Genomic DNA, 24,954 nt, shown 5'->3' on the forward strand with positions numbered 1-24,954 from the left:
AGTCGGCCGCGTCGACGTAGGCCCCGGGGTGCACCCGATGCAGAAGGCCGCGACTCGCGTCACGTCGCAGGGCGGTGCCGTACCTGCTCTGAGAACCGTAGGTGGCGGCGAAGACGAGGGGTGGAAGCGCGTCGGTCACGCACCCGAGAGTGTCCCCGCAGCCCACCCTCGAGAGCCGAGCTGCGCCTCCTTGTGGACGGCCTCCACGCAGCCATCGCTGTGTGCGAGACGCGCACTGTCGCACAACACCGAGAAATGGTCACAGCACCCGGATTAATCGGGGTGCTGTGACCATCTCGTGACGGGGTGCGGCGGCGCGGCGGCGGCGGCGCGGCGGCAGCGCAGGAGGCGCGGTGCGGGACTACGCGCCCGTCACCTTCCCGGGGTTGAACACGCGCCCCGGGTCGGCCGAGTCGAACAGCCCCTGCATGACGGCCACGCCCTCGGGCGAGACGTCCTGCGCGAGCCACGGCTGGTGCTCGAGCCCGACGCCGTGGTGGTGCGAGACGGTCGCCCCGGTGTCGATGAACGCCTGCTGGATGGCGTGCTTGACCACGTCGTACTCGGCCTCGGCGTCGTCACCGTGCTCGAAGGCGAAGGTGAAGTACAGGCACGCGCCCGAGTGGTACGAGTGCGACAGGTGGCCCATGATCCAGCCCTGCTTGCCGATGCTGTCGAAGGCCTGGTTCGCCGCGGCGTAGACGCGCGACGACACGAGGCGCAGCTTCGACCAGGGGGCGGCGGTCTCGGAGACGTCCGCCGCGCCTCCGTGGTCCATGAAGAAGTCGCGCAGGTAGGGCGTGTCGAACTTCTTCTGGTCGTAGAGCTTGCCCGGCCCCTTGCCGACGCTCATGCCCTTGTTCGCCTTGACGATCTTGGCGACGGCCTTCTGGGTGTGGGCGACGTGCTCGGGACTGCCCTCGTAGCCGATGAACGACAGGCACATCGCGTCGACGTCCCAGCCCTTGGCCTTCAGGATGGTCGGCAGCAGGTCGGTGACCTTCTGCGAGATGCCCTTGCCCGGCTTCGACGTGGCGAACGAGAAGGCGGTCTCGTGTGCGTCGCTCACGCGGGTGACCGACGGGCTCACGTCGCTCTCGGCGATGGCCTGCATGGCGGCGAGGCCGTCGTGCCACGACGGGAACAGGTAGGCGAGGATCTCGCGCTTCTCGGGCAGGCGGTGCACCTGGGCGGTGACCTCGGTGATGACGCCGAGACGTCCTTCGCTGCCGATGATCATCTCCCGCAGCGACGGACCCGTCGACGCGCTCGGCACGGCGCGGATCGAGAGCACGCCACCGGGGCGCACGACCCTCAGCCCCTTGGTGATGTCGGCGATGTCGCCGTACTTGTCGCTCTGCATGCCCGACGAGCGGGTGGCGACCCAGCCGCCCATGGTCGAGTGGGTGAAGCTGTCCGGGAAGTGACCGAGGGTCCAACCGCGGGCGTTGAGCTGCTCCTCGAGGTCGGGGCCCTGACCGCCGGCCTGGATGCGCGCCAGTCCGCCGTCCTCGTCGATGTCGAGCACCTTGTCGAGCCGGCCCATGTCGAGCGAGACGATCGTGCGCTCCTCCGCGGGCAGCGGTTCGAGGCTGCCGACGATGTTGCTGCCGCCACCGAAGGGGATGAGGACGAGGTCGCTCGCGACGGCCAGGTCGACGATGCGCTGGATCTCGTCCTCGTCGGCCGGGTACACGACGACGTCGGGCACCCGGTCGAGACGTCCGGCGCGGATGCGGATCAGGTCGCGGATGCTCTTGCCGTAGGTGTGGACGACCCGGTCGTGGTCGTCGGTGACGACCTGGCCGTCGCCCACGATCTGCACGAGCGAGTCGAGCACCTCGGTGCCGACCCGGGACGAGGGGACGTCGAGGTCGTCGAACGAGAGGCCGGTGTCGTGCCCCTGGGACAACTCGACGCCCACGATCTTCTTGACGAAGGGGGCGAAGGCGGGCTTGTCGTCGTGGTGGAAGGCGACGCCCTCGACGCCCCAGCCCCACCACTTCATGTGCTTGACGCCGTCGACGGCAGGACTCTTCTTCTGTTGGACGTCGGTCACGGGCGTTCTCCTTCGAGCGGGTCTGACGGGCCCAGGATGCGGGCGGTGTTGGCGTCCTTCAGACGCAGGATCTCGGTGCGCACGCGCGTCGAGAAGTCGGTGACGGACTCGCCGTCGTGGGGCCGCATCGGGTCGCCGAACGCGACTCCGACGGGCAGTCGGCCGGGCCGGGGCCAGCTGCGGCCGCGCGGTTGGGCGATGTTGGCGCCGATCAGGGCGAGCGGCACGACCGGCACGCCGCAGGCCGAGGCGAGGGCGGCGGCGCCGGGCTTGAAGGCGGCGACGGTGCCGTCCTTCGAGCGGGTGCCCTCGGGGAACACCAGCACGGGGTAGCCGCGCTGCAGCAGCGATCGAGCACTGACGGTGGGCTGCCCCTGGCGCCCGCGGGCCGCCGCCTTGGCCGCGGCACGTCGGCGGGCCGAGCTCTGCGGAGTCGACCCCGCCGACGCACCGGACGAGGAGGCGCGGGTCGCGTCGACCGCGGAGGCCGGGGTCCCCGAGCCCCGCTGCACCGGGAACGCGTTGAAGAACAGTTCGGTCAGCTGACGCCGCCAGGGCACGTCGAAGAAGTAGTCGGCCGCGGCGCCCGTGGCCAGGTAGCGCGCGAGCTTGCGCGGCAGGGCACCGAGGATGAGCGGGGCGTCCAGGTGGCTCGAGTGGTTCGCGACGACGATGAAGCCCCCGGTGAGGCCCTCGACCCGGTCGCGGTCGATGACCGTCACGTCGGTGATCGACCAGATCGTCGGCTTGAGCACCATGCGCTGCGCGACGTAGCGGGCCATCGCGTGTCGCCGCGAGCTGAAGCGGTCGCGGACGTCGCTCGCGACGTCACCGGCACGCTGGGCGACGCCACCGGCCCGCTGGGCGACGTCCCCGGCTCGCTGGGCGACGTCGGCCCTGACGTCGTCGACCCGCTGGGCCACGGCGTCGAGGCGGGCGTGGTCGCGGCGTCGTTCTGCGTCGTCCTTCACGCTCACTGCCCCACCGGCTTGCGGCGGCTCGACGAGATCGCGCCGGACGCGGCCCGGACGGCGCCCTTGGGGGCGTGCCGGACCAATCCCATCAGCACCTTGTACCGAAGCGTGGGCATGGAGATCACCTTGCCTTTGTCGACGTCGCGCAGACAGGCGACCACGAGTTGTTCGGTGCTGAGCCACAGGGCGTTGGGTATGGACGACGACTTTATGCCGGCACGCTGATGGAACTCCGTCCGCACCCAGCCCGGCAGGAGGGCCGTGACGCCCACGCCGGTGCCCTTGAGCTCGACCGAGAGACCCTCGCTGTACGAGGTCACCCACGCCTTGATCGCCGAGTAGCTGCCCATGGCCATCAGCCCCGCGGTGCTCGACACGTTGACGATGCGACCGCGACCGCGCTCGCGCATGGACCTCGCCGCCGCACCCGAGAGCACGAGCACGGCCCGGCACATGACCTCGAACGCGAGGTCGTGCGCGGCGACGTCGGTGGAGGTCAGCGGGGTGTGCATGCCGAAACCGGCATTGTTCACCAGCAGGTCGACGGGGCGGGTCGGATCGGCCAGCCGCTCGGCCACCCGGTCGACGTCGCGACGGTCCCCGAGGTCGGCCGCGAGCACCTCGACGTCACGGCCGAGCGCGCGCAGGGCGGTCGCCGTCTCGTCGAGTCGGGTGAGGTCACGAGCGACCAGGACGATGTCCCAGCCGCGCATGGAGAGTTGGCGGGCGAATTCGGCTCCGATGCCGGACGTGCCCCCGGTGACGAGCGCTACAGCCATGCCGCTTACGATACGGTGCTGAGAGCAGACTGCGCGCATCGAGACACGTTCGAGGCCCTTCTCGCCTCGTCCACTTCTGCCCCGGAGGACCCCCTGTCATGACGACCAGAGATGCCCCGCGCGCCGACCCCGACTTCGACATCCGCGAGTTCACCAAGACGGCCCAGGGCAACTGGCGCCCCGACCTCGACCTGTCCGGCTTCGCCGACCGCCCCCTGGGCCCCGACGCCCTGCGCCTCGTCCGCCATCTCGGGCGTCTCGAGAGCGCCACGATGGAGAACCTGCGCAACCTCCTGGTGACGGCCACCCACAAGGACACTCGGGTCACCGCGTTCCTCGTGACGTGGGCGTTCGAGAAGTTCTGGCTGGCCGACGCCCTCGACGCCGTCCTCGAGGCCCACGGCGAGCCCCGCAACCGCGACGTGACCGAGGGGCCCAAGCGGCACGCCGCCTCCGAGGCCGTCGAGCGCCGTGGCCCGATCACCCGGGCCCTCCAGGCCATCACCGTCGGCTCCCCCATCGTCGCCGTGCACACGACGACGGGGGCCGTCGACGAATGGGTGCTCCGAGAGGCATACGACCGCCTCGACGAGCTCGCGGCACACCCCACGCTGACCACCGTGATCGACCGGGCGAGGGTCGTGAAGGGTCGTCACGAGCAGTTCTTCGCGAGCGAGGCCGACTGGCGCCTGCGCGACTCGCGCCGGTCGGTGAAGATGACCCGCGCCTCCCTGCTGACGGCCGTCTGGCCGATCGGCGCCGTCGAGCGCGCCGACTCCGAGCGCACCTTCTTCGACGCCACCGTCTTCGGCGGGGCCGAGGGCCACCTGCGCGCCGACCGCGTGGGCGCGCAGGTCGCCGACCTGCCGGGCCTGGACGCCTCCGTCGGGGCGGCCGTGACCAGAAAGCTGACCGCATGAGCTCCACCCCCGGCCTCGCGCTGCCCGACCAGACCCCGGGCGCCACCCGAGTCGACCTCGGCGGCTCGCACGTCCTGCTCACCGGCGGCACCGGCTTCGTCGGCCAGGCGATCCTCGAGCGTCTGCTCTCGTCGCACCCCGGCACGACGGTCACGCTCCTCATCCGACCGAAGGCCGGCACCTCGGCCGAGGGGCGTCTGCGGCACCTGCTGAAGAAGCCGGTCTTCGCCTCGTGGCGCGAGGCCGTCGGGGCCGAGGGCGTCGAGAAGGCCCTCGCCGAGCGGCTCCGGGTGATCGAGAGCGGTCTGGGCGACCTGCCCGACCTGCCCGACGACCTCGACGTCGTCATCCACAGCGCGTCTACGGTGTCGTTCGACCCGCCGATCGACCAGGCCTTCGAGACCAACGTCGGCGGGGCGGTCGGGCTCTACGAGGCCCTGCGGAAGACGGGCACCGACCCGCACGTCGTGCACGTGTCGACCGCCTACGTCGGCGGCATCCGCAAGGGCGTGTTCCCCGAGGCGTCGCTCGGCCACACCGTCGACTGGCGTGTCGAGCGCGCCGCCGCCGCCGACGCCCGCGCCCGGGTCGAGGCCGCCTCCCGCCAGCCCGAGACGCTTCGCACCTTCCTCGCCCAGGGTCGTGCGGCGCACGGCAAGACCGGTCCGCAGGCGGTCGCCACGGCCGCAGAAGACGCCCGCGTCGCCTGGGTCAAGGCCCGTCTCGTCGACTACGGACGCACCCGGGCCGAGACGCTCGGCTGGACCGACGTCTACACGCTGACCAAGGCCTTCGCCGAGCGCGCCGCCGAAGAGCTCTGGGCCGAGGCCGGGCACCGCCTGTCGGTCGTCCGACCGGCGATCGTCGAGAGCGCCCACCGGCACCCCTACCCCGGCTGGATCGACGGCTTCAAGGTCGCCGACCCGCTGATCATGTCGTACGCCCGCGGGCTGCTGCCCGAGTTCCCCGGCGTGCCCGACAGCGTGCTCGACGTGATCCCGGTCGACTACGTCGTCAACGTCATCCTCACCGTCGCGGCGAACCCGGTCGAGGCCGGCAGCCCCCAGTACTTCCACGCCAGCTCGGGCGGCAGCAACCCGTTCTCGATCCTGCGCATGTTCGAGAACCTCAAGGCGTTCTTCACGGCCAACCCGCTGCCCCGCGACGAGCACTCGTCGATCGAGGCGCCGCACTGGAACTTCCCGGGCGTGCGCAAGGTCGAGGGCGCCATCCGCACAGCGAACCGCGTCAACGACGTCCGCGAGGCCGTGCTCACGCGACTGCCGAGCACGCTGCGCACCCGGACGGCGCTGGCCGGGGTCCAGACGCGGCGGGCCGACCTCGAGTCGCTGCAGAGCCTCACCGACCTCTACCGCCACTACGTGCAGTCCGAGATCATCTTCGACGACCGACGCACCCGGGCCCTGCACGCCGGACTCCCCGCGGGCTCGCCCGCGGACATCGGCTTCGACGTGACCGACGTCGACTGGGAGGCCTACTTCCAAGAAGTGCACTTCCCGTCCATCACCTCGATGACCCGGGCGTTCTCGGTGCGACCCGCCGCGTCGGCCGCCGTCGCCGACACGCGGGCCCTGCCGCCGCGCGACGACGTCGTGGCCGTGTTCGACCTCGAGGGCACGGTGCTCGACAGCAACATCGTCGAACAGTACCTCTGGGTGCGCTCGGCCGGGTTCCGCAAGGCCGCCTGGCCCGGCGAGGTCGCCAGCCTGCTCACCTCGCTGCCGCGCTACCTCCGGGCCGAGGGTCGCGACCGCGGCGAGTTCATCCGTACGTTCTCCCGACGGTACGAGGGCATGCCCGTCGCGCGGCTCTCGGGCGTGGTCCGGTCACGCGGCTACGCCGACACGGTCCTGCGCCACACCCTCCCCGACGCGCTCGCCCGATTGGCCGAGCACCGTGCCGCCGGGCACCGCACGGTCCTGGTCACGGGCTCGATCGACACCCTGACGACTCCCCTGGCACACCTCTTCGACGACGTCGTCGCCAGCACGATGCACCAGCGCAGCGGCGTCTACACGGGTTACCTCGCACAGCCTCCGCTGGTCGACGAGGCCCGCGCCGCCTGGCTGCGCCAGTACGCCCAGGCGAACGACATCGATCTCTCGGGGTCGTACGGTTATGGTGACTCGTTCGCCGACCTCGCCTGGCTCGAGATGGTCGGCCACCCGAACGCGGTCAACCCCGACAGCAATCTGGCACGCGAGGCGCTCCGAAGAAGATGGAGCATCCGCGATTGGACTCGCAGCGGCCCCCACGGCAGAAGCGGCACCAGCACCACGAGCGGCACCAGCAGCACCACAGCGAAAGGAGACGGAGGCAGGGCCTGAGCCCGCGCCTCCTGACATCACATGGCCTTCGACATCGACAAGTTCGCCGCGACCTCCGAACGCCTGAGCTGGGACGACCTCGACCTCGACCACTTCCGGAAGAACCCGCTCTCGGCCGACTCGCTGCGGACGCTGCGCTACATGGCCGACGTCGAGTACCACACGGTCTGCTACACCCGTGACCTCCTCACGACTCCTTCTCACAAAGAGAACGAGATGACCACGTTCATGACGATGTGGAACCGCGAGGAGTTCTGGCACGGCGAGGCCCTGGCCGCGATCCTCGAGGTCCACGGCATCACGGTCGACTACGACCAGCTCCGCGCGAACCGGCTCAAGCTCGGCTGGCGTGAGCGCCTCGACCCGGTCAAGCAGGGTCTGCTCGGCAAGATCGTCGGCTCGGACTTCGTCGCCGTCCACATGTCGTGGGGCGCGGCCAACGAGTACTCGGCCGTGTCGGCGTACAAGCGCATGGCCGAGCTGGAGCAGGACCCGGTCCTCGCCGAGCTGCTGAAGCGCATCGCCAAGCAAGAGGCCCGCCACGTGGCGTTCTACGTCTCGCAGGCCCGCGAGCGTCTGCTCGCGAGCAAGAAGGCGCAGAAGCTGACGCGGTTCCTGCTGTCGAAGGTCTGGGCCCCGGTCGGCTCGTCCATCATGGAGGTCGACGACGTCAAGTTCGTCTTCGGCCAGCTGATGAGCGGCGAAGAGGGCCGCAAGGCGGCCGTCAAGCTCGACCAGAACATCTCGAACCTGCCGGGCATGAGCGGTCTGACGATCTTCCAGAAGGCCCTCGACGGCCTGGGCATCCGCGCGGACTCGGTCGGCGGCTCCTCCGCCGGTTCGGTCGCCACGGCGTGAAGACCAGCCACCTGAGGCACTTCCTGGTCGCGGCCGACGTGCTGCACTTCCCGGTGGCGGCCGACAAGCTCGGCATCTCGCGGCAGAAGCTCGAATCGTCGATCGAGGCCCTCGAGCTCGAGTTCGGTGCGAAGCTGTTCGACCGCGACGTCACGCCGTACCGGTTGACCAAGGCCGGCAAGGCGGCGGTGGTCGTCGCCGAGGACGAACTGGCGAGTCCTTCCACCCCGACCCCGCCGCCACCCCCGCCGGCCGGTGGCAAGGCCAAGGCGTCGAAGGGCACGGGCCGTACGCCCGCCGTCAAGGGCCAGCCCAAGCCGTTCAAGAAGCGCCAGGGCCGCTAGCAGCGCCTGAGGCGGGCCGCCCGCTTGCCACCGCATCACACCACACCACGAAGTGGACACGGCACTGCGTTTTCGCCTGGTGCGGTGTCCACTTCGTGGCGGAGTGCGCCTCATGGCGAGATGGTCACGTCGTGGCGGCGTCGGGCCCGACCGTGGCGAACCAATCCGCGTACCGCGTGTTCCGTGCCATGCGGCGGGTCTCGTCGGGGGCGTCGTCGTCCCACCACACCGGGCCGCGTTCACCCAGCGACGTCTTCGCGGCGTCGACCCGGGCCCGCGCGTCCTCGACGGCGGCAGCGTCGTCGGCGGCCAGCGCCGTCTTCTTCGCGCGCCGCGCCTCCATCAGGTCGTGGACCAAGGAGGTGCGGGTCGCCTCGTCGAGGCGAGGGTCCGTCCGGCGCCACAGCCGGCCGCGGACGACGAGGTACCGCCCGTCGGGCGTGACCAGGGGTTCGGCGCTCATCCGTCGCGTCGGTGACGCTGCACGAGGGAGTGCAGGAGGGGAAAGCTCCGGGTCACGGTCTGCCAGAGGGTCTCACGGTCGAGGCGATCGTAGTGATGGACGACGAAGTCGCGATTCTTGGCGGCGAGTGAGAACTCGACCTCGTGGAACCTCGTGCCGTCGTACGCGACCAAGCGCTTGCTCAGGTCACCGGCCCGGTTGGCCAGCGCCTCGAACGCCAACGGAAGCGCAGGGTCGCCGTCGAACGCCTCGCGACCACGGGACACGAGCTCGGCCGAGGCCGCCAGGGTCGCGTCGAGGTCGACCAGCCAACGTTCGGCGCGGTCCGGAGAGGGGTTCACACGGGCACCGCTTGTGTCAGGATCTCGCGGTCGGCCTCGGGGTCGAGCCCCCGCCGGGACACGACGTCGACCGGACGCTGGAACACGGCTTCCATGTCGATCTCGAACTGCGCGAAGTCGAAGTAGGTCGCCTCGGCCCCCGGATCGACCAGGAGGTCGATGTCACTTTCGTCGGTCTCGGTCCCGCGAGCGACCGACCCGAAGACGCTGACGGCGTCGATGTGGCTCAGGCCCGCGAGGCGCCGGACGAGACCGGCACGCGAGGTGATCTCGTCCAGCAGCGAAACGCCCTCTCGACCAGACGGGGGACGCTCGGACATCTCGACGAAACGGCTCCACGGCACGATGACGACCTCGGGGCGGCGGTGCGGCCCCACGGCAACGGCCGGACGGTCGGGGTCGAGCCGGAAGTCCCTCATGAGGCGGCTGAAGCCGCTGCGGGCATCAGCCACGGCGAGGACGTCGGCGCTTCGGATGGAGGTCTCCATGGAGACGATGCTAGCGCGGAGCCCCTCATCGTGTACATCTTTCTGTACATCTGCTCTCAGGCCCGCGCGACGGCCTGCCTCGCGAGCTCGCGCTGCACGCTGAGGGCGAGCTCGCGCAGCATGACGAGGTCGACGCTCTCGACCGTGCGGGGCTCGGGGTCGGCGACGCAGAGCGCTCCGATGCGGACGCCGTCGGGGCTCTCGACCGGGTAGCCGGCGTAGAACCGCGCCGGCGCCTCGACGCCGAACCGTTCGTCGGCCCAGGCGTCCTCGACGATGAACGGCTGGCCGCCGGCGACCGTGTGGGCGCAGAACGAGAGCGCCATGGGCAGCTCGCGGTCGCCGCCCCCGGCGAGGGCCTTGTTCCAGTGTCGGTCGGCGGTGACGAGGGAGAACGCGGCCCCGCTCGCGCCGAGCAGGGTCCGCGCCCGTTCGACGATGTCGTCGAAGCGTTCTTCGGGGTCGGTGTCGAGGAGGCCCAGGGCCCTGATCGCCTCCACGCGGTCGACCTCGGCCTGAGGGGCGTGCCGGCGCGCCCGGGCCACGCCGCCGCCGGCGGACATCTGCGCGTCGAGCATGGGCGCGAGCATCTCGGCCTGCGCCTCGCCCCAGCGGGCGTACTTGGCGATGAGCTTGTCCCGGTCGTCGTGGCCCGAGAGCGGCGACGGAGGCATGAGCACGTGCACCCGGGGGTGGGTCGAGCAGACGTCCCGGATGGTCTCGTTCAGCTCGGCCGCGTGTCGGTCGACGAGGCCCCCGCCGGCGATGCGGAACACCGTCACCTCGCTGGGCGACTGGACGCCCGTGACGAGCACGGGACTGCTCGCGCCCCCGGTCTCGGTCTCGATGTGCACGAGCAGGTCGACGAACGCGCGCCGCCACTTCGTGACGTCGGTCATGGCGAGGGCGTCGTTGATGCCCGTCACCACGACCACGGCGTCGTAGCGCGTGAGGTCACGGTGTCCGAGCACCCGGCGGGCGGACACCGTCCCCATCGAGGGGTCGGCCACGACGTCGACGTCGACCCCGCGACCCGTGGCCTGCGAGACGGCCCGCGCGAGGTGACCCGCGAGCCCCAGGTCGTGGCTGCGGACGCCCCACCCGACGGCGGGTCCGCTGCCGAACAGCAGCACGCGATCGGGGCTGACGCCGGGAGCGTGCGTCCGGGCGACGCTCTCGGGCCTGGGCAGCCCGAGGCGTCGGTCGAACCAGCGATTGCGCTGGCGGATCATCCCGCGCACGAGCGGGCTGACGAAACGGTTCATGCCGGGTTCCTCCCACAGCGGTGGCCTGATCGACGAGGGCTCCGCGTGGTGAGGGCCGAGCGGTGTCCCTCCATGCTCTCGCCCGTGTACCGGGCGGGACAGCCCCAGGTCGGGGGCCGCCGGACGGCGCGTCCGTCAGACCGCGCGGGGACCGTCCGACCCCGGCGGCGGCTGGGCGAGCAACCGCGCGAGGTCCACGTCGACGAGATCACGGAGGCGCTGGTCGCGTTCGACGGGATACGCCGGGTCGACCGCCTCGACGGCCGACACCTTCGTGACGATCGCGGCCCCGACGTCGCCCCAGGCCCGGTCGACCGCCGCCGCGACGATGTCGCGCACGAAGTCGTCGTCGGACTGCAGCTCGTCCAGCCGGTCGGCCACGGCCGTGTAGGTCTTCTCCCGGAACCAGAGGGTGTCGTCGTCCCCGCGCCGGTAGTCGTGCTGGTGTCGCGACCGGCCCTTGGCCTTGAGGGCCTTCGCCCGTTCGCCGCCGATCCGTTCGTTCTGCTCGCGCTGTTCCGCCGCGAGGCGACCGAGGATGGTGCGCACGGCCTCGCGGGTGCGCTCGTGGTCGAAGTGCTCGTCGTCGCGGAGGGCACGGATGACGATCGAGTTGGCCACCGAGACGACGGCGGCCGCCCGCGAGATGAGCACCCCCTCGGCGACGGCGCGCTCGAGGGCGGCGGGATCGGGCGTCGCCGGCTCGGAGGGGGCCCCGCGCGTCTTGCCGAACTTCATCGCGCCTCTCTCTCGACCGGGTGCGCCGGAGCGCCGGGTGACGGACCGACGATGGCCCGACGTCCCATTAAAGACCCACGGCGGGGTCCGTCGCCCCGGAGCAGGACGACGGACCCCGCCGCGACGGAGACGACGGATCAGGCCGTGGCGGCCAGCGCCGACGAGGTCTCGCGGACGAAGTCGTCGAGGTCGCCGGGGTCGCGCGACGTGACGAGCGTGAAGCCCTGCTCGACGTCGGTCACCACCGAACGGTCGACCCAGCTGCCGCCGGCGTTGCGGACGTCGGTCTGCAGCGACGCATAGGAGGTGAGCTCCTTGCCCGTCACGAGGCCGGCCTCGATGAGCGCCCACGGGCCGTGGCAGATCGCCGCGATCGGCTTGCCCGCCGTGGCGAAGGCCTTCACCAGGTCGACGGCGTCGCTCTCGGTGCGGAGGGTGTCGGCGTTGATGGTGCCGCCGGGCACGAGCAGGAGGTCGTGGTCGGCGGCGTCGACCTCGGCGATGGTCGTGTCGGGGCGGACGGTCTGCCCCGGGTCCTTGTCGCCGACGAGCGTCTGGATCGGCTCGGTGGAGACGCCGGCGACGACGACGGTGGCGCCCTGCTCGCGCAGCTTCGCGACGGGGACGACGAGCTCGTCCTGCTCGACGCCGTAGTTGGTGACGATCGCGAGAACGCGGCGTCCGGTGAGTTCGGTGCTTGCCATGGTGATGCTCCTCTCGGGGCCGGTCGGGGCCCGGTGTGCGACGCCTCCCGTCTACGCGGGCGGGCTGGGTCGTGGCTGGCTCGGTGTACCCCACCCGCGCCTCCGGACCGCGGCCCCTCCCGATCAGCTGGCCAGGAGCGCCCTGGCGGTCCCCTCGTCGAGGATGAGGTCGGTGACCAGGCCCGCGGCGAGCGCACCTCGGACGCTGACCACCTTGGCCTCCCCCGCGACGACGCAGACGCGACGCGGCGTGCGTCGGATGGTCGCCAGGTCGGGCCCGGTCGCGCGCCGGTTGAGCTCGATGTCGGCCGACGAGCCGTCCTCGCGGAAGAACACGGTCGCGACGTCGCCCACCACGTGGTCGTGGGCCAGGCTGTCGTGGTCGCTCTGCTCGAGGTAACCACCTGAGTAGACGTGGCTCGGGACGTGTGCCTCGCGCGAGCCGACGCCGAAGACGACGAGGTCCATGGCGCCCTGCAGCGAGAGGACGCGTCGGGTGCTGCGCTCCCGCCACAGGGCGCTCTTGGTGCCGGGGTCGTCGAAGAACGCGGGCACGGGGAACTGCTGGATCAGGGCGCCGTACGCGTGGCCGAACCGACGCAGGATCTCGCTGGCGTACTCGATGCCGGTCGTGCGGGTGTTCGCCGCACCGTTGAGCTGGACGAAGACGGTGTTGTGCGTGGTCTTGGGCACCAGGTACCGGCTGACCGCACTGACGGTGGAGCCCCAGGCGACGCCGACGACCATGTTCGAGTCGACGTACTGGGTGAGCGTTCGTGCAGCCGACAGCGCGACCCGGTCGAGCCGGTCGACGTCGCTGGTCTGGTCGGGCACCGGGACCACGTGCGCGACCACGCCGAACCGCCGGTGCAGCCCGTCGCCCACGGCCGTCGGCTGGTCGAGCGGGGACTTGATCTGGATGTCGACGAGGCCCGTCTCGCGTGCCGCCTTCAGGAGGCGCGACACCGACGAGCGGGACGTCTGCAGTTCGTGCGCGATCGCCTCCATCGTGAGGTCCTGCATGTAGTAGAGGTGCGCGGCGCGCAGGGCCTCCTGCGTGCGTTCGGACGTGTCGCCAGCGACCAACGGGACCTCCTTGCACGTTCGTGCAGATACGTTGCACCTTGTGTGCATCGGGACGACGATGAATCTACCGGCCCGCAGGACGAGTCGGTCACCACCACCTGACATCGCATCTCGAAAGAAGCAGTGACCATGTCGAAGAAGACAGACTCGATCCGTCCCAACGTGCAGCGCATCGTCGACCGCCCGACGGCACAGGTGCTCGTCGTCGGCGGTGGCATCAACGGCATCGCGACCTTCCGCGACCTCGCCCTCCAGGGCGTCGACGTCGTGCTCGTCGAACGGGCCGACTACGCGTCCGGCGCGTCCGCCGCGTCGTCCCACATGATCCACGGCGGCATCCGCTACCTCGAGAACGGCGAGTTCCGCCTCGTCCGCGAGAGCGTCGAAGAGCGCAACGGCCTGCTGAAGATCGCTCCGCACTACGTCAAGCCGCTGCAGACCACGATGCCGATCTTCTCGACGTTCAGCGGCATCATGAACGCCCCCTTGCGCATGCTGACGCACAAGCAGCGCTCCACGAAGGAGCGCGGCGCACTGCTGATCAAGGTCGGCATGACCATGTACGACTCGTTCTCGCGTGACGGCGGCTCGGTGCCCCGTCACAAGTTCCTCGGGCGCAAGAAGGCGCTGGCCGAGATGCCGCACCTCAACAGGGCCCTCAAGTACACGGGCACCTACTACGACGCGTCGGTGCATGAGCCCGAGCGCCTCGCGCTCGACGTGCTGAAGGACGGCCTGGCCGCCGGCGACAACGCCCGCAGCGCCAACTACCTCGAGGCCGTCGGGACCGCCGACGGCGGCGTGACCCTGCGCGACGTCGTCAGCGGGACCGAGTTCACGGTGAAGGCCGACGTCGTCATCAACGCGTCGGGCCCCTGGACCGACCTCACCAACAAGGCCTTCGGCGCCGAGTCGCAGTACATGGGCGGCACCAAGGGGTCGCACATCGTCGTCGACAGCCCCGAGTTGCTCGAGGCCACGAACGGTCGCGAGATCTTCTTCGAGAACAACGACGGCCGCATCGTCCTGATCTACCCGCTCAAGGGTCGCGTGCTCATCGGCACGACCGACCTCGAGGCCGACATGGCCGAGCCGGCCGTCTGCACCGAAGAAGAGGTCGACTACTTCTTCGACCTGGTGAAGCACGTCTACCCCGACATCGAGCTCAACCGCGACCACATCGTCTACCGCTACTCGGGCGTCCGCCCCCTGCCCAAGCACGACGACCTCGCCGCGGGCTTCGTGTCGCGCGACTACCGCATCGTCGAGACCGAGGTCGCCGAGCTGCCCGGCACGGCCGTCCTCAGCCTGGTCGGCGGCAAGTGGACCACCTTCCGTGCCCTGTCGGCGCACCTCTCCACCGAGGCGACGACGAAGCTCGGCGTGAAGCGCACGGTCGACACCACCGGCATGGCGATCGGCGGCGGCAAGGACTTCCCCACCACCGAGGGCGCCCGCACCACCTGGGTCGCGGCCCACGCCGACGGGCTCGACCGTGACCAGGTCGACCGTCTGCTCACCCGCTACGGCACCCGCGCCTCCGACGTCATCGAAGTGCTGCTCGACCAGCCGTCGCAGGCCCTCGAGGCCGACTCGACGCTGACCACGGCCGAGATCGCCTACTTCGCCGAGCACGAGGACGCCGTCCACCTGGCCGACGTCGTCCTGCGCCGCACGAACCTCGCGTTCGTCGGGGGCGTCACCATCGAGTTGCTCACCGAGATCGCGGACGTCATGGCCCGCTCGCTCGGATGGACGACCGAGCAGCGCGACGACGAGATCGAGCAGACCCTGACGACCCTGCGCGACTCGCACGGCGTCGAGGTCCACTCGCAGCACGTGCCTGCGGCGACCCCCGCCGCGGCGACGAACTGACGACACCGACCCGATCGAGAAGCCCCGCCCCTCACTCCGAGGGGCGGGGCTTCGTCGTCCTCGCCGGGGATCTCGTGACCTGACATTGACATGTCGACTTCGCTGCCCATCGGGCAAAATGTGACGTTTCCGTATTAGGATGCTGGCCGGGCAGACGCCCGTGAGGATCTAGGAGGCCGCATGCCGATTCCCGTCACTCCCCCTGCCGCCGAACGACAGTTGCTGCGCGACACGGTCCGCAGCCGCATCCGTGACGCGATCATCGACGGCACGCTCGAACCGGGCGAACGCCTGCACGACGACGAGCTGATCGCCTGGCTGCAGGTGTCGCGCACCCCGATCCGCGAGGCACTCGGCGACCTCGTGCGCGCCGGCCTCGTCGAGATGGCACCGAACCGCTACACGAAGGTCGCGACGCCGAAGGCCGAAGAAGCCGTCCAGGCGGTCCAGACCCTGGGCGTGCTCTTCGGCGGCGCCGTCCGGCTGGCCGTCCCGAACCTGCCGGACGCCGTCAAGCGAGAGATCGTGCGGGCCATCGACGTCTGCCTCGGCGACCTCGACCGTGAAGACGCCCCGGCGTTGAACGCCCACGCCATCGCGCTCTTCTCGACCTACGTCGACCACTGCGGCAATCCGTCACTGGTCAAGGTCTGCACCGACGTCACCGACGGCCTCGCCTACAAACTGCGCGTGCCGAACATCGTGCAGGTGCTGCAGTGGGACTCGATGGCCGACTCGTTCGCCGCCCTGCGCGAGGCGACCGAGGCCGGTGACCCCATCGCCGCCGAACTCGCCGCCGAGGACCTGCACGCCCTGCCCGGCCAGCGCCCCGTCGCCTGAGCGGGCGGGCGCGGCCGACCGGGCGGGCGGGCGCGGCCGACCGGGCGCGTACGGCCGACCGTCCTTCGGTCCGTCAGACCGCCGTGACGTCGTCGACCTCGCCGACGAGTTCTTCGATGATGTCCTCCAGGAACAGCACGCCGGTGGTGACGCCCTCGGCCGAGACGGAGCGGGCGACGTGCGCGCCGACCCGGCGCATCGAGGCCAGGGCGTCCTCGAGGTCGGTGTCGCGGCCCACGGCGCCCAGGCGGCGGATGCGCTTCTCGGGCACGGGTGCCTCGAAGGCCCCGTCGCCGGTGAGGTCCATGACGTCCTTGAGGTGCAGGTAGCCCGTGGGCTGGCCGTCTCCGTCGGTGAGCACGTACCGCGAGTACCCCCGGGCCGCCACGGCGCGCTGCACGTCGGCCGGAGTCGACCCCGGCGCCAGGTGCACCATCTCGTCGAGGGGCACCTCGACGTCGCGCACCTTGCGGGTGGTGAACTCGAACGCCGCCGACAGGGTGCCCGACGAGTCCGTCAGCGTGCCCTCGCGGGTCGACTGCTGGACGATCGTGGCGACCTCGTCGAGCGTGTACGAGCTCGTCGCCTCGTCCTTCGGCTCGACCCGGAAGAGCCTCAGCACGCCGTTGGCGATCGCGTTGAGCGACCAGATGACCGGCTTGAAGACCGTCGCCACGAAGACGAGCGGGGGCGCCAGGATGAGCGCCGCCCGGTCGGGCACCGAGAACGACAGGTTCTTCGGGATCATCTCTCCGACGACCACGTGCAAGAACGTGACGAGCACGAGCGCCACGACGAACGCGACGACGCCGATCGCCTCGGCCGAGAGGCTGGTGAGACCGAGCGGGATCTCGAGCAGGTGGTGGATCGCCGGCTCCGAGACGTTCAAGATGACCAGCGAGCAGACGGTGATGCCCAACTGGCTGGTGGCCAGCATGAGCGTCGCGTGTTCCATCGCCCACAGGGTCTTCTTCGCGGCCTTGCTGCCGGCCTCGGCACGCGGCTCGATCTGCGAGCGGCGTGCCGAGATGACGGCGAACTCGGCGCCGACGAAGAATCCGTTGACGATCAGCAGCACGACCAGCCAGACGATTCCGGGCAGGTACTCGTTCATCGGTCGACCCCTTCGGTCAGCGAGGCGACCACGCGGTCGTGCTCGGTCGTGGGTGCGGCGGCATCGAGGCCGCCGTCAGGTGGGGCCGGCACGAAACGCAGGCGTTCCAGGCGTCCGTTCGCGACGCGTTCGACCCGCAGGCTGCCGCTGCCGCTCTCGAGGGCGACCTCGTCGCCGACCTCGGGCAGGCGGTCGAGCCGGTCGATGACGAACCCGGCCACCGTCTCGTAGTCGCCGTCGTCGGGCACGCGGATGCCCGCCCGGTCGGCCAGCTCGTCGGGCCGGAGGGCACCGTCGAAGAGCACGGTGCCGGCCTGGCGCACGATGCCCACGCGGGCCCGGTCGTGCTCGTCCTCGAGCTCGCCGACGAGCTCTTCGACGACGTCCTCGAGCGTGACGAGGCCGGCGGTGCCGCCGAACTCGTCACGCACCACGGCCATCTGCAGGCCGCCGTGGCGCAGCAGGCCGAGCAGCGAGTCGGTGCCCATGCTCTCGGGCACGAAGCGCGCCTCCTGCATGAGGGCGGTCGCGACGACGGAGGCGCGCCCGGCGAGCGGGACCGCGAACGCGTGCTTCACGTGCACGACCCCGACGATGTCGTCGCTGTCGTCACCGATCACGGGGAACCGCGAGAAGCCCGAGGTCAGGGCGGCCTCGACGACGTCGGCGGCCGAGCCGGTCGACGCGATGGTCGTCATGCGGACGCGCGGCGTCATCACCTCGGAGGCGTCGTGCTGCGAGAAGCGCAGGGTACGACCCAGCAGGGTCGCGTGGTCCTGGTCGAGCTGGCCCTCGAGGGCCGACCGGCGCACGAGCGAACTCAGCTCTTCGGCCGAGCGCGCACCCGACAGCTCTTCTTTGGGCTCGATGCCCATGGCGCGGATGGCCGCGTTGGCGGTGTTGTTGAAGAGCAGGATGAGCGGCTTGAACACCGTGGTGAACGCGGCCTGGAACGGCACGACGAACTTCGCGGTGGCGAGCGGCAGCGCGAGGGCGAAGTTCTTCGGCACGAGCTCGCCGACGACCATCGAGAAGAGGGTCGCGAGCACGATCCCCGCGACGCTGCCGACGACCGGGACGGCCGCGGCGGGCACGCCGAGCGAGCCGAGCGGACCGCTCAGCATCGAACTGATGGCGGGCTCGAAGGTGTACCCGGTGAGCAGGGTCGTCAGCGTGATGCCGAGTTGCGCACCGGAGAGGTGCGTCGAGGTGATGCGCAACGCCTTGATCGTGGGACCGAGGCGTTTCTCGCCCCGGTCGCGCCGCGCCTCCAACTCGTTCCGGTCGAGGTTGACCAGCGAGAACTCGGACGCGACGAAGAAGCCGGTGCCGACGGTGAGCACGAGGCCGATGCCGACCATGACCCAGTCATTCATGTCGCCCCTCCCCGTCTGTGACGACCGCGTGTGCGGTCAGGCGTGGGAGAGGCCAGGGCATGTGAGAGGGGGGTTCGTCCATGACCGAGAACAGTAAGCAGATCCCCCGACCGATGCCTGAGAACGTGCAGTCGGTGCAGTCGACCCGCCCTCGAGCCGAGGAGGCGCGGGTCAGGCCGGAGGGGCCGCCGCCGTCGTCGAGGTGGTCGGCGTGGGGGCCTCGGGCGTCGAGATCGTGGGCGTCGGGATGGTCGGCGGCAGGGCGGGCGGCGTGGCCCGCAGGTCGGCCACGCGGTCGGCCGGCTCGGTGCGGGCGAGGAACCCGATGCGCGACTCGCGCACGTGCCAGCCCATCAGCTCGGCGGCCCCGGCCTCGTCGCCGGCGTCGATCGCCGCGAGGATGCGTCGGTGGTCGGGCCAGAGCCGCTTGCCTCGCGAGAAGGTGTCGAGGGCGTACAGCCACTCGATCTTGTTCGACAGCTGGCGCAGCAGGGTGGCCAGGGTGGCGCTCCCGCTCAGCTGCGCCACGCCCACGTGGAACCGGTCGTTGAGCTCGACGAGACGGTCGAGGTCGCCGGCCTCGACGGCGGCGTCCCCGTCGTCGAGCAGCTGGCCGAGCACGCGCCGCGTGCGCCACCAGTCCTCGGGCGGGCGCGGCTCGCCGAACAGCTCGCGCGCCCGCAGGGCGGCGCGTCGCGCGGTCGAGATCTCGAGGGCCTCGCGGACGGCGAAGAGGTCGTCGGCCTCGTCGACCGGGATCGCCGCGACCCGGCTGCCCACGTGAGGCGTCGACTCGACGAACCCCTCGGCCTCCAGCGCACGCAGCGCCTCGCGCACCGGGACGCGCGAGACCCCGTGGCGGCGGGCGACCGACGCCTCGGTGATGCGCGTCCCCGGCACGAGGGCGCCCTCGACGATCTCGCGACGCAGGGCGTCGACGAGGACGACGGGCGTCGGGCCCTCAGAGGGCGAGGCTGGCACCGGGGATGGCTCCCAACAGTTCGGTCGTGTACTCGGCACGGGGCGACAAGAAGATGTCGTCGACGCTACCGCGCTCGACCACGGCACCCTTGCGCATCACCACCACGTCGTGCGCGATCTGCCTCACGACCGCCAGGTCGTGCGTGATGAACAGGTAGCTGAGGCCGAGCCGACGCTGCAGGTCGCCGAGCAGCTCGAGGATCTGCTCCTGGACGAGCACGTCGAGCGCCGAGACGGCCTCGTCGCAGATGAGCAGCTCGGGCTCGAGCGCCAGCGCCCGGGCGATGGCCACGCGCTGACGCTGCCCGCCGGACAACTCGTTCGGACGGCTCTGCGCGACCGACCGCGGCAGGGCGACCTGGTCGAGCAGCTCGGCGACCCGGTGCCGACGCGAGGCACGGTCGCCGACGCCGAAGATGCGCAACGGCTCGTCGATCAGCCGCTCGACGCTGGAGGTCGGGTCGAGCGAACCGTAGGGGTCCTGGAAGACGGGCTGCACCCGGCGACGAAGCGCGCGACGGGACGCACCGCGGCTCGTCGTGATGCTCTCGCCGTCGATCAGGGCCGACCCGCTCGTCGCCGACTCGAGGCCGAGCACGATGCGGGCCACGGTCGTCTTGCCCGAACCGGACTCCCCCACGATCGCCGTCGTGGTGCCGCGCGGCACCTCGAACGAGACGTGGTCGACGGCCCGCACCTGCTCGCCACGGCGACCACGGAGGCGGAACTCCTTGACCAGGTCGGTGACGGTCAGGATCGGGTCGACCCGCGCCTCCTTCGCGTCCGTCGCCTCGTCGAGGACGGCCTCGCCGCGGCGGAGGGCGGTGGCCGAGGCCAGCGTCGGCGCCGCCGCGACGAGGCGCTTCGTGTACTCGTGCTGGGGGCGACGCAGGATCTGCTCGGGCGTGCCCTGCTCGACGACGCGTCCCTCGAGCATCACGACGATGCGGTCGGTGCGGTCGGCGGCGAGCCCCAGGTCGTGGGTGATGAAGAGCAGGGAGGTGCCACGGCTCTCGACCAGCGTCTGAAGGTGGTTCAGGATCTGCCGCTGCACCGTCACGTCGAGCGCGCTGGTCGGCTCGTCGGCGATGAGCAGCTGCGGCTCCCGGGCCAGGGCGATCGCGATGAGCACGCGCTGGCGCATGCCGCCCGAGAACTCGTGGGGGAACTGCCCCGCCCGGCGCTCGGCCTCGGGGATGCCCGCCTCGCTCATCAGCGCGACGACGCGGCGCTGGACCTCGTCGTGTCCGCGGAGGCCGTGGGTGCGCAGCGCGTCGGCGATCTGCGCGCCGACCTTCATCGACGGGTTCAGGTTGGTGGACGGGTCCTGCGGCACGAGGCCGATCCGGGCGCCGCGCACCTGACGCATGGGGGCCTCGGTCGCCTGCGCGAGGTCGAGGGTGCCGCCGTCGGGCCCCGCCAGCTCCATCGTGCCGCCCGTGATGTGGCCGGCCCCGGGCAGCAGGCGCAGGATGGCGGCGACCACCGTCGACTTGCCCGAGCCGGACTGGCCGACGATCGCCACCCGCTCGCCCGGCAGGACGTCGAGGTCGACGCCGTGGACGGCGGGGGTGTCGCCGAACGAGACGCGGAGGTCGCGCACGCTCAGCAGGGGGGAGGTCGGGTTCTCAGCGTCCTGCGGCATAGGCCTGGGCTCCTCGGGGGTTGGCGGCGGCGGAGAGCACGCCGGTCTCGGGGTCTCGCGACACGCTGGACAGCCGGCCCAGGGACCAACCGCCGGCGCGGGTGACGACGTGGCCGCGGGCGACCAGCGCGTCGATGACGTCGTCGCCCAGGCGGTCCTCGACCACGACGCCTCCGGGCTCCCAGGTGCGCGGCCAGAAGCTGCCAGGGAACGACGTGGTGTGCAGGGCCGGGGCGTCGATGGCCTGCTGCGGGGTGTAGCCGCCGACGATCGTGCGCAGCAGGTAGAGCAGCTGCCACTGGTCCTGCTGGTCGCCGCCGGGCGAACCGAGCGCGACGACGGGCTCGCCGTCCTTCAGGACGAGCGTGGGCGTCAGCGTGGTGCGCGGGCGGGTGCCGGGCGCGAGCGTCGACGCCGTGCCCTCGTCGAGCCACGACATCTGCAGCCGGCTGCCGAGGCAGAAGCCGAGCTCGGGGATCGTCGGCGACGACTGCAACCAGCCGCCCGACGGGGTCGCCGACACGACGTTGCCCCAGCGGTCGACGACATCGAGGTGGCAGGTGTCGCCGCGCGTCTCGCCGGTGGGCTCGGTGAACGGCTCGGCCAGACGGTCGGCAGGAGGCGCGGTGGCGGTCGGCGGGGCGTCCTCGGTCGCTGCGTCGGCTGCGTCGGCGCGAACCGGTGCCCGACCGGGGGCGGCGACGGTGGGCTCGCCGACGCCGGCCGGTGCCTCGCTGAGCGCGGGTGGCAGGTACTCGGTGCGCATCGTGGGCAGGGCGAACGGTTCGCGCCCCGGGACGTCGCCCGGTCGCAGCTCGTGCGACGCCCGCTCGCCGATCAGCGCGCGGCGCCGGTCGGCGTAGTCCGCGGACAACAGCACGTCGAGGGGCACGTCCCCGGGGCCGTACCAGGCCTCGCGATCGGCCATCGCGAGCTTCTGTGCCTCGACGATGGTGTGGGCGCCGTCGGCGGTCGACGGGTCGAGCAGGGCGTCGTCGAGCGGCTCGAGCAGCGCCAGCACCTGCAGCAGGGCGGGACCCTGACCCCAGGCGCCGGTCTTGGCGACGGTGTGGCCGCGGAACTCGATCGTGGTCGCCAGCTCGGTCGTGGCCCGGAAGGCGGCGAGGTCGGCGGCCGTGACCACGCCCGCGTGGTCGGTGCCCGACGAATGACGGTGCGGAGTGCGGACGAACGCGTCGATCGCCTGCGCGACGTGTCCGCTGCCCCACTCGACCCGCGCCTCCTCGATCTTCGACTCGCGGGACGCGTCGGGGCCGAGGGCCTCGCCCGCCGCGACCAGCTCGTCGAGGACGGCCGCGTAGGCCGGGTTCGTCAGCAGGTCGCCCTCGCGCGGCACCTCGCCGCCCGGCATCCACTGGGCGGCGGACGTGGGCCAGTGCTCGGTGAACAGGTCGGCGACGGTCTCGATGGTCGACGCCACGCGCGCCACGATCGGGTGGCCGTCGCGGGCGTAGCCGATCGCGTAGGCCAGGACGTCGGCCAGGGACCAGGTGCCGTGCTCGGCCAGCAGCTTCAGCCAGGCGTCGACGGCACCGGGGACGGCGGCCGCGAGGGCTCCCGACCCGGGGACGAGCTCGAGGCCCTCGGCCAGGTAGTGCTCGCGGGTGGCCCCGGCCGGGGCGGGGCCCTGGCCGACGAGCACGGTCGGCGCGTCGGGGGCCTCGGCCGTCGCGTAGATCGCCGTGAGGTCGCCGCCGGGACCGTTGAGGTGCGGCTCGACGACGTGCAGGACGAAGGCGCCCGCGACGGCCGCGTCGAAGGCGTTGCCGCCGCGCTCGAGGACCGACTGGGCCGAGGCCGTCGCCAGCCAGTGCGTCGACGACGTCATGCCGAAGGTGCCGCGCAGGTCGGGGCGGGTGACGAACTCGTCGGGGGTGGTGTAGGTCACGAGGGGGTCACTTCCGGTCGCTGGCGGTGGGGTCGAGGGCGTCGCGCAGGGCGTCGCCGAACAGGTTGAAGCCGAGGCAGATCACGGCGATCGCGAGACCCGGCACGACGGCCGCGAAGGGCGCCTTGGCTAGGTACTGCTGCGCGTCGCTGAGCATGATGCCGAGGCTGGCCGTCGGCGGCTGGATGCCCAGCCCGAGGAACGACAGGAGGGCCTCGCCGATCACGGCGACCGGCATGATGACCGTCGCCTGGACGATGATCGCCGAGACGCAGTTCGGCAGGACGTGCTGGAAGATCACCCGCAGCCCCGAGGCGTCCATGGTCGTCGCGGCGAGGACGAAGTCGGTCGACTTGATCCGGAGCGTCTCGCCGCGCACCACGCGGATCATCGTCGGCACCTGCGCGATGCCGAGGGCGACCACCGCGTTCGTCAGGCTCGGACCGCTGATCGCGGCGAGCGCCACCGCGATGATCAGGAACGGGAACGCCAGCATGACGTCGGTGAGGCGCGAGATCACGCCGTCGAGCCACCGCCAGTAGCCGGCCAGCAACCCGAGGGGCGTGCCGACCACCACGGCCAGCAGCACCGACAGCACGCCGACCTGCAGCGAGACGCGGATGCCGTAGACGGTGCGCGAGAGGATGTCGCGGCCGAGGTCGTCCGTGCCGAGTACGTAGCCGACCGTGCCCGGCACCTGGAACGGCAGCTCGAAGTTCACCCGGGTCGGGTCGTACGGGGCGATGAGGGGCGCGGCGAGGCCGGCGACGAGCACGACGAGCAGCATGACGCCGCCCGTGACGCCGAGCTTGTTGCGGACGAGGCCGCGCCAGACGCGTCCCCGCCCCGACCCGAGGCCCGCCCCTGCGGCGGTGGGTGTCTCGATGACGGTCACGATGCGCCTCCTACCCTGATGCGCGGGTTGATGACGGAGTACAGGACGTCCACCGCCAGGTTGATCAGGATGTAACCGACCGTGATGATCAGCACGACGGCCTGGATCACGGGGTAGTCACGGGTGAACACCGAGTCGAGCGTGAGCTTGCCGAAGCCCGGCAGCGCGAAGATGCGCTCCGTCACCACGGCGCCCGAGATCAGGCCGCCGAGTTGCAGGCCGACGATCGTGACGACCACGATCATCGAGTTGCGCAGGCCGTAGCGCATCAGCACCCGCCCACGCCCGAGCCCCTTGGCCCGCGCGGTGCGCACGTAGTCGGTCTTCATCGTCTCGATCATCGAGGCCCGGGTCTGCCGCATGATGACCGCGGCGAGGCTCGTGCCGAGGATCAGCGCCGGCAGGGTCAGGTGGTAGAACGCGCTCGCCGGGTTCTCGGCCACCGGCACGTAGCCCGACGCCGGGAACAGGCCGAGGCCCGCCGCGAGCCAGAGGATCGCGAGGATGCCGAGCCAGAAGTTCGGCACCGACAGACCGACCAGGGCGGCGGCGTTGGCCATCCACTCGGGCCAGCGTCCGCGGTAGCGCTCGGCGACGACGCCGAGGGCGACGCCCACGACGACCGCCACGACGATGGCGTAGAGGGCGAGCCACAGCGTGACCGGCAGGGTGGCCCCGATCAGCTCGGTGACCGGGGTGCCGGTGCGGGTGGACTCACCGAAGTCGCCGCGGACGAAGTTGCCGACGAACCGGCCATACTGCACCAGCAGCGAGTCGTCGAGGCCGAGGTCGGCCCGGATCGCGGCGACGCGCTCGGGCGTCGCCTCTTCTCCGGCGAGGGCCAGGGCCGGGTCGCCGGGCAGCTGGCGCACGCCCCAGAACACGACGATCGAGGCGATCACGAGCGTGACGGCCGACTGCCAGAGCCGGGTGAACAGGTAACGGGTCATCA

Annotated in this window: 23 protein-coding genes; 6 read left to right on the forward strand and 17 right to left on the reverse strand. The window is 71.3% G+C overall.

The window, feature by feature from the left end; all coding sequences use genetic code 11:
* Window positions 1–361 precede the first annotated feature (361 nt).
* The 3 genes from HQQ78_RS06185 to HQQ78_RS06195 are packed head-to-tail and all read right to left on the reverse strand — an operon-like array spanning window position 362 to window position 3,812.
* Window positions 362–2,059: an FAD-binding oxidoreductase gene (locus HQQ78_RS06185; protein WP_324289756.1), complete on the reverse strand. Its 1,698-nt coding sequence runs from the start codon at window positions 2,057–2,059 to the stop codon at window positions 362–364.
* Window positions 2,056–3,030, reverse strand: coding sequence for a lysophospholipid acyltransferase family protein (locus HQQ78_RS06190; RefSeq protein ID WP_173151614.1), 975 nt, complete (start codon window positions 3,028–3,030; stop codon window positions 2,056–2,058). The genes HQQ78_RS06185 and HQQ78_RS06190 overlap by 4 nt, the downstream gene beginning before the upstream one ends.
* A gap of 2 nt (window positions 3,031–3,032) precedes the next feature.
* Window positions 3,033–3,812, reverse strand: a complete 780-nt coding sequence (locus HQQ78_RS06195) for an SDR family oxidoreductase (RefSeq protein ID WP_056046842.1) — start codon at window positions 3,810–3,812, stop codon at window positions 3,033–3,035.
* 98 nt (window positions 3,813–3,910) lie between these two features.
* On the opposite strand from HQQ78_RS06195, the gene HQQ78_RS06200 reads away from it, so the two are divergent.
* From HQQ78_RS06200 to HQQ78_RS06215, 4 genes are read left to right on the forward strand one after another with little or no spacing between them, the layout of a single operon-like run.
* Window positions 3,911–4,732, forward strand: coding sequence for a hypothetical protein (locus tag HQQ78_RS06200; RefSeq protein WP_173151616.1), 822 nt, complete (start codon window positions 3,911–3,913; stop codon window positions 4,730–4,732).
* Window positions 4,729–7,080 (forward strand): SDR family oxidoreductase, encoded by a 2,352-nt coding sequence (locus HQQ78_RS06205; protein WP_123570649.1) that lies wholly within the window; start codon window positions 4,729–4,731, stop codon window positions 7,078–7,080. The genes HQQ78_RS06200 and HQQ78_RS06205 overlap by 4 nt, the downstream gene beginning before the upstream one ends.
* Window positions 7,081–7,101: 21 nt before the next feature.
* Complete coding sequence (locus HQQ78_RS06210) at window positions 7,102–7,938, forward strand: hypothetical protein (protein WP_055970915.1); 837 nt, start codon at window positions 7,102–7,104, stop codon at window positions 7,936–7,938.
* Entirely contained in the window at window positions 7,935–8,282 is a 348-nt protein-coding gene (locus HQQ78_RS06215) for a LysR family transcriptional regulator (protein ID WP_173151618.1), read from the forward strand. Before HQQ78_RS06210 ends, HQQ78_RS06215 begins: the two co-directional genes overlap by 4 nt.
* A 124-nt stretch (window positions 8,283–8,406) precedes the next feature.
* Here HQQ78_RS06215 and HQQ78_RS06220 read toward each other — a convergent pair whose 3' ends face one another.
* The 7 genes from HQQ78_RS06220 to HQQ78_RS06250 all read right to left on the reverse strand — a co-directional run bounded on the left by HQQ78_RS06220 (window position 8,407) and on the right by HQQ78_RS06250 (window position 13,304).
* A complete protein-coding gene (locus HQQ78_RS06220) occupies window positions 8,407–8,745 on the reverse strand; it encodes a hypothetical protein (protein ID WP_173151620.1) in 339 nt (112 codons plus the stop codon).
* A complete protein-coding gene (locus HQQ78_RS06225; RefSeq protein WP_056046849.1) occupies window positions 8,742–9,086 on the reverse strand; it encodes a HepT-like ribonuclease domain-containing protein in 345 nt (114 codons plus the stop codon). Before HQQ78_RS06225 ends, HQQ78_RS06220 begins: the two co-directional genes overlap by 4 nt.
* Entirely contained in the window at window positions 9,083–9,574 is a 492-nt protein-coding gene (locus HQQ78_RS06230) for a nucleotidyltransferase family protein (protein WP_173151622.1), read from the reverse strand. The genes HQQ78_RS06225 and HQQ78_RS06230 overlap by 4 nt, the downstream gene beginning before the upstream one ends.
* A gap of 56 nt (window positions 9,575–9,630) precedes the next feature.
* Entirely contained in the window at window positions 9,631–10,839 is a 1,209-nt protein-coding gene (locus tag HQQ78_RS06235) for a GAF domain-containing protein (protein WP_056046852.1), read from the reverse strand.
* Between the two features lie 135 nt (window positions 10,840–10,974).
* On the reverse strand, window positions 10,975–11,577 hold the full coding sequence (locus HQQ78_RS06240) for a hypothetical protein (RefSeq protein WP_173151624.1): 603 nt from the start codon (window positions 11,575–11,577) through the stop codon (window positions 10,975–10,977).
* A 137-nt stretch (window positions 11,578–11,714) separates the two neighbouring features.
* Complete coding sequence (locus HQQ78_RS06245; RefSeq protein ID WP_123570651.1) at window positions 11,715–12,281, reverse strand: type 1 glutamine amidotransferase domain-containing protein; 567 nt, start codon at window positions 12,279–12,281, stop codon at window positions 11,715–11,717.
* A gap of 123 nt (window positions 12,282–12,404) precedes the next feature.
* On the reverse strand, window positions 12,405–13,304 hold the full coding sequence (locus tag HQQ78_RS06250; RefSeq protein WP_254065110.1) for a sugar-binding transcriptional regulator: 900 nt from the start codon (window positions 13,302–13,304) through the stop codon (window positions 12,405–12,407).
* A 192-nt stretch (window positions 13,305–13,496) separates the two neighbouring features.
* Between HQQ78_RS06250 and HQQ78_RS06255 the strand changes: the two genes are divergently transcribed.
* Together HQQ78_RS06255 and HQQ78_RS06260 are read left to right on the forward strand one after the other, a co-directional pair.
* Window positions 13,497–15,242, forward strand: coding sequence for a glycerol-3-phosphate dehydrogenase/oxidase (locus tag HQQ78_RS06255; protein WP_173151628.1), 1,746 nt, complete (start codon window positions 13,497–13,499; stop codon window positions 15,240–15,242).
* A gap of 180 nt (window positions 15,243–15,422) precedes the next feature.
* Complete coding sequence (locus HQQ78_RS06260; RefSeq protein ID WP_056046860.1) at window positions 15,423–16,082, forward strand: GntR family transcriptional regulator; 660 nt, start codon at window positions 15,423–15,425, stop codon at window positions 16,080–16,082.
* Window positions 16,083–16,155: 73 nt separating this feature from the next.
* Here the strand turns inward: HQQ78_RS06260 and HQQ78_RS06265 are convergent, their stop codons facing one another.
* The 7 genes from HQQ78_RS06265 to HQQ78_RS06295 all read right to left on the reverse strand — a co-directional run bounded on the left by HQQ78_RS06265 (window position 16,156) and on the right by HQQ78_RS06295 (window position 24,952).
* Complete coding sequence (locus HQQ78_RS06265) at window positions 16,156–17,196, reverse strand: hemolysin family protein (protein WP_159825960.1); 1,041 nt, start codon at window positions 17,194–17,196, stop codon at window positions 16,156–16,158.
* Window positions 17,193–18,572, reverse strand: coding sequence for a hemolysin family protein (locus HQQ78_RS06270; protein WP_173151630.1), 1,380 nt, complete (start codon window positions 18,570–18,572; stop codon window positions 17,193–17,195). Before HQQ78_RS06270 ends, HQQ78_RS06265 begins: the two co-directional genes overlap by 4 nt.
* A 171-nt stretch (window positions 18,573–18,743) precedes the next feature.
* Complete coding sequence (locus HQQ78_RS06275; RefSeq protein ID WP_371740373.1) at window positions 18,744–19,553, reverse strand: GntR family transcriptional regulator; 810 nt, start codon at window positions 19,551–19,553, stop codon at window positions 18,744–18,746.
* Entirely contained in the window at window positions 19,534–21,198 is a 1,665-nt protein-coding gene (locus tag HQQ78_RS06280) for an ABC transporter ATP-binding protein (protein ID WP_173151632.1), read from the reverse strand. Before HQQ78_RS06280 ends, HQQ78_RS06275 begins: the two co-directional genes overlap by 20 nt.
* The gene (locus HQQ78_RS06285) at window positions 21,182–23,107 is read right to left on the reverse strand and encodes a gamma-glutamyltransferase family protein (RefSeq protein ID WP_371740374.1); all 1,926 of its coding nucleotides are present in this window, start codon (window positions 23,105–23,107) and stop codon (window positions 21,182–21,184) included. The genes HQQ78_RS06280 and HQQ78_RS06285 overlap by 17 nt, the downstream gene beginning before the upstream one ends.
* 7 nt (window positions 23,108–23,114) lie before the next feature.
* Window positions 23,115–24,002, reverse strand: a complete 888-nt coding sequence (locus tag HQQ78_RS06290) for an ABC transporter permease (protein ID WP_236556928.1) — start codon at window positions 24,000–24,002, stop codon at window positions 23,115–23,117.
* Entirely contained in the window at window positions 23,999–24,952 is a 954-nt protein-coding gene (locus HQQ78_RS06295) for an ABC transporter permease (protein WP_056046871.1), read from the reverse strand. Before HQQ78_RS06295 ends, HQQ78_RS06290 begins: the two co-directional genes overlap by 4 nt.
* Window positions 24,953–24,954: the final 2 nt, after the last annotated feature.

Origin of the sequence: Frigoribacterium sp. VKM Ac-2859 (assembly GCF_013204925.1) — a bacterium.
GTDB lineage: Bacteria > Actinomycetota > Actinomycetes > Actinomycetales > Microbacteriaceae > Frigoribacterium.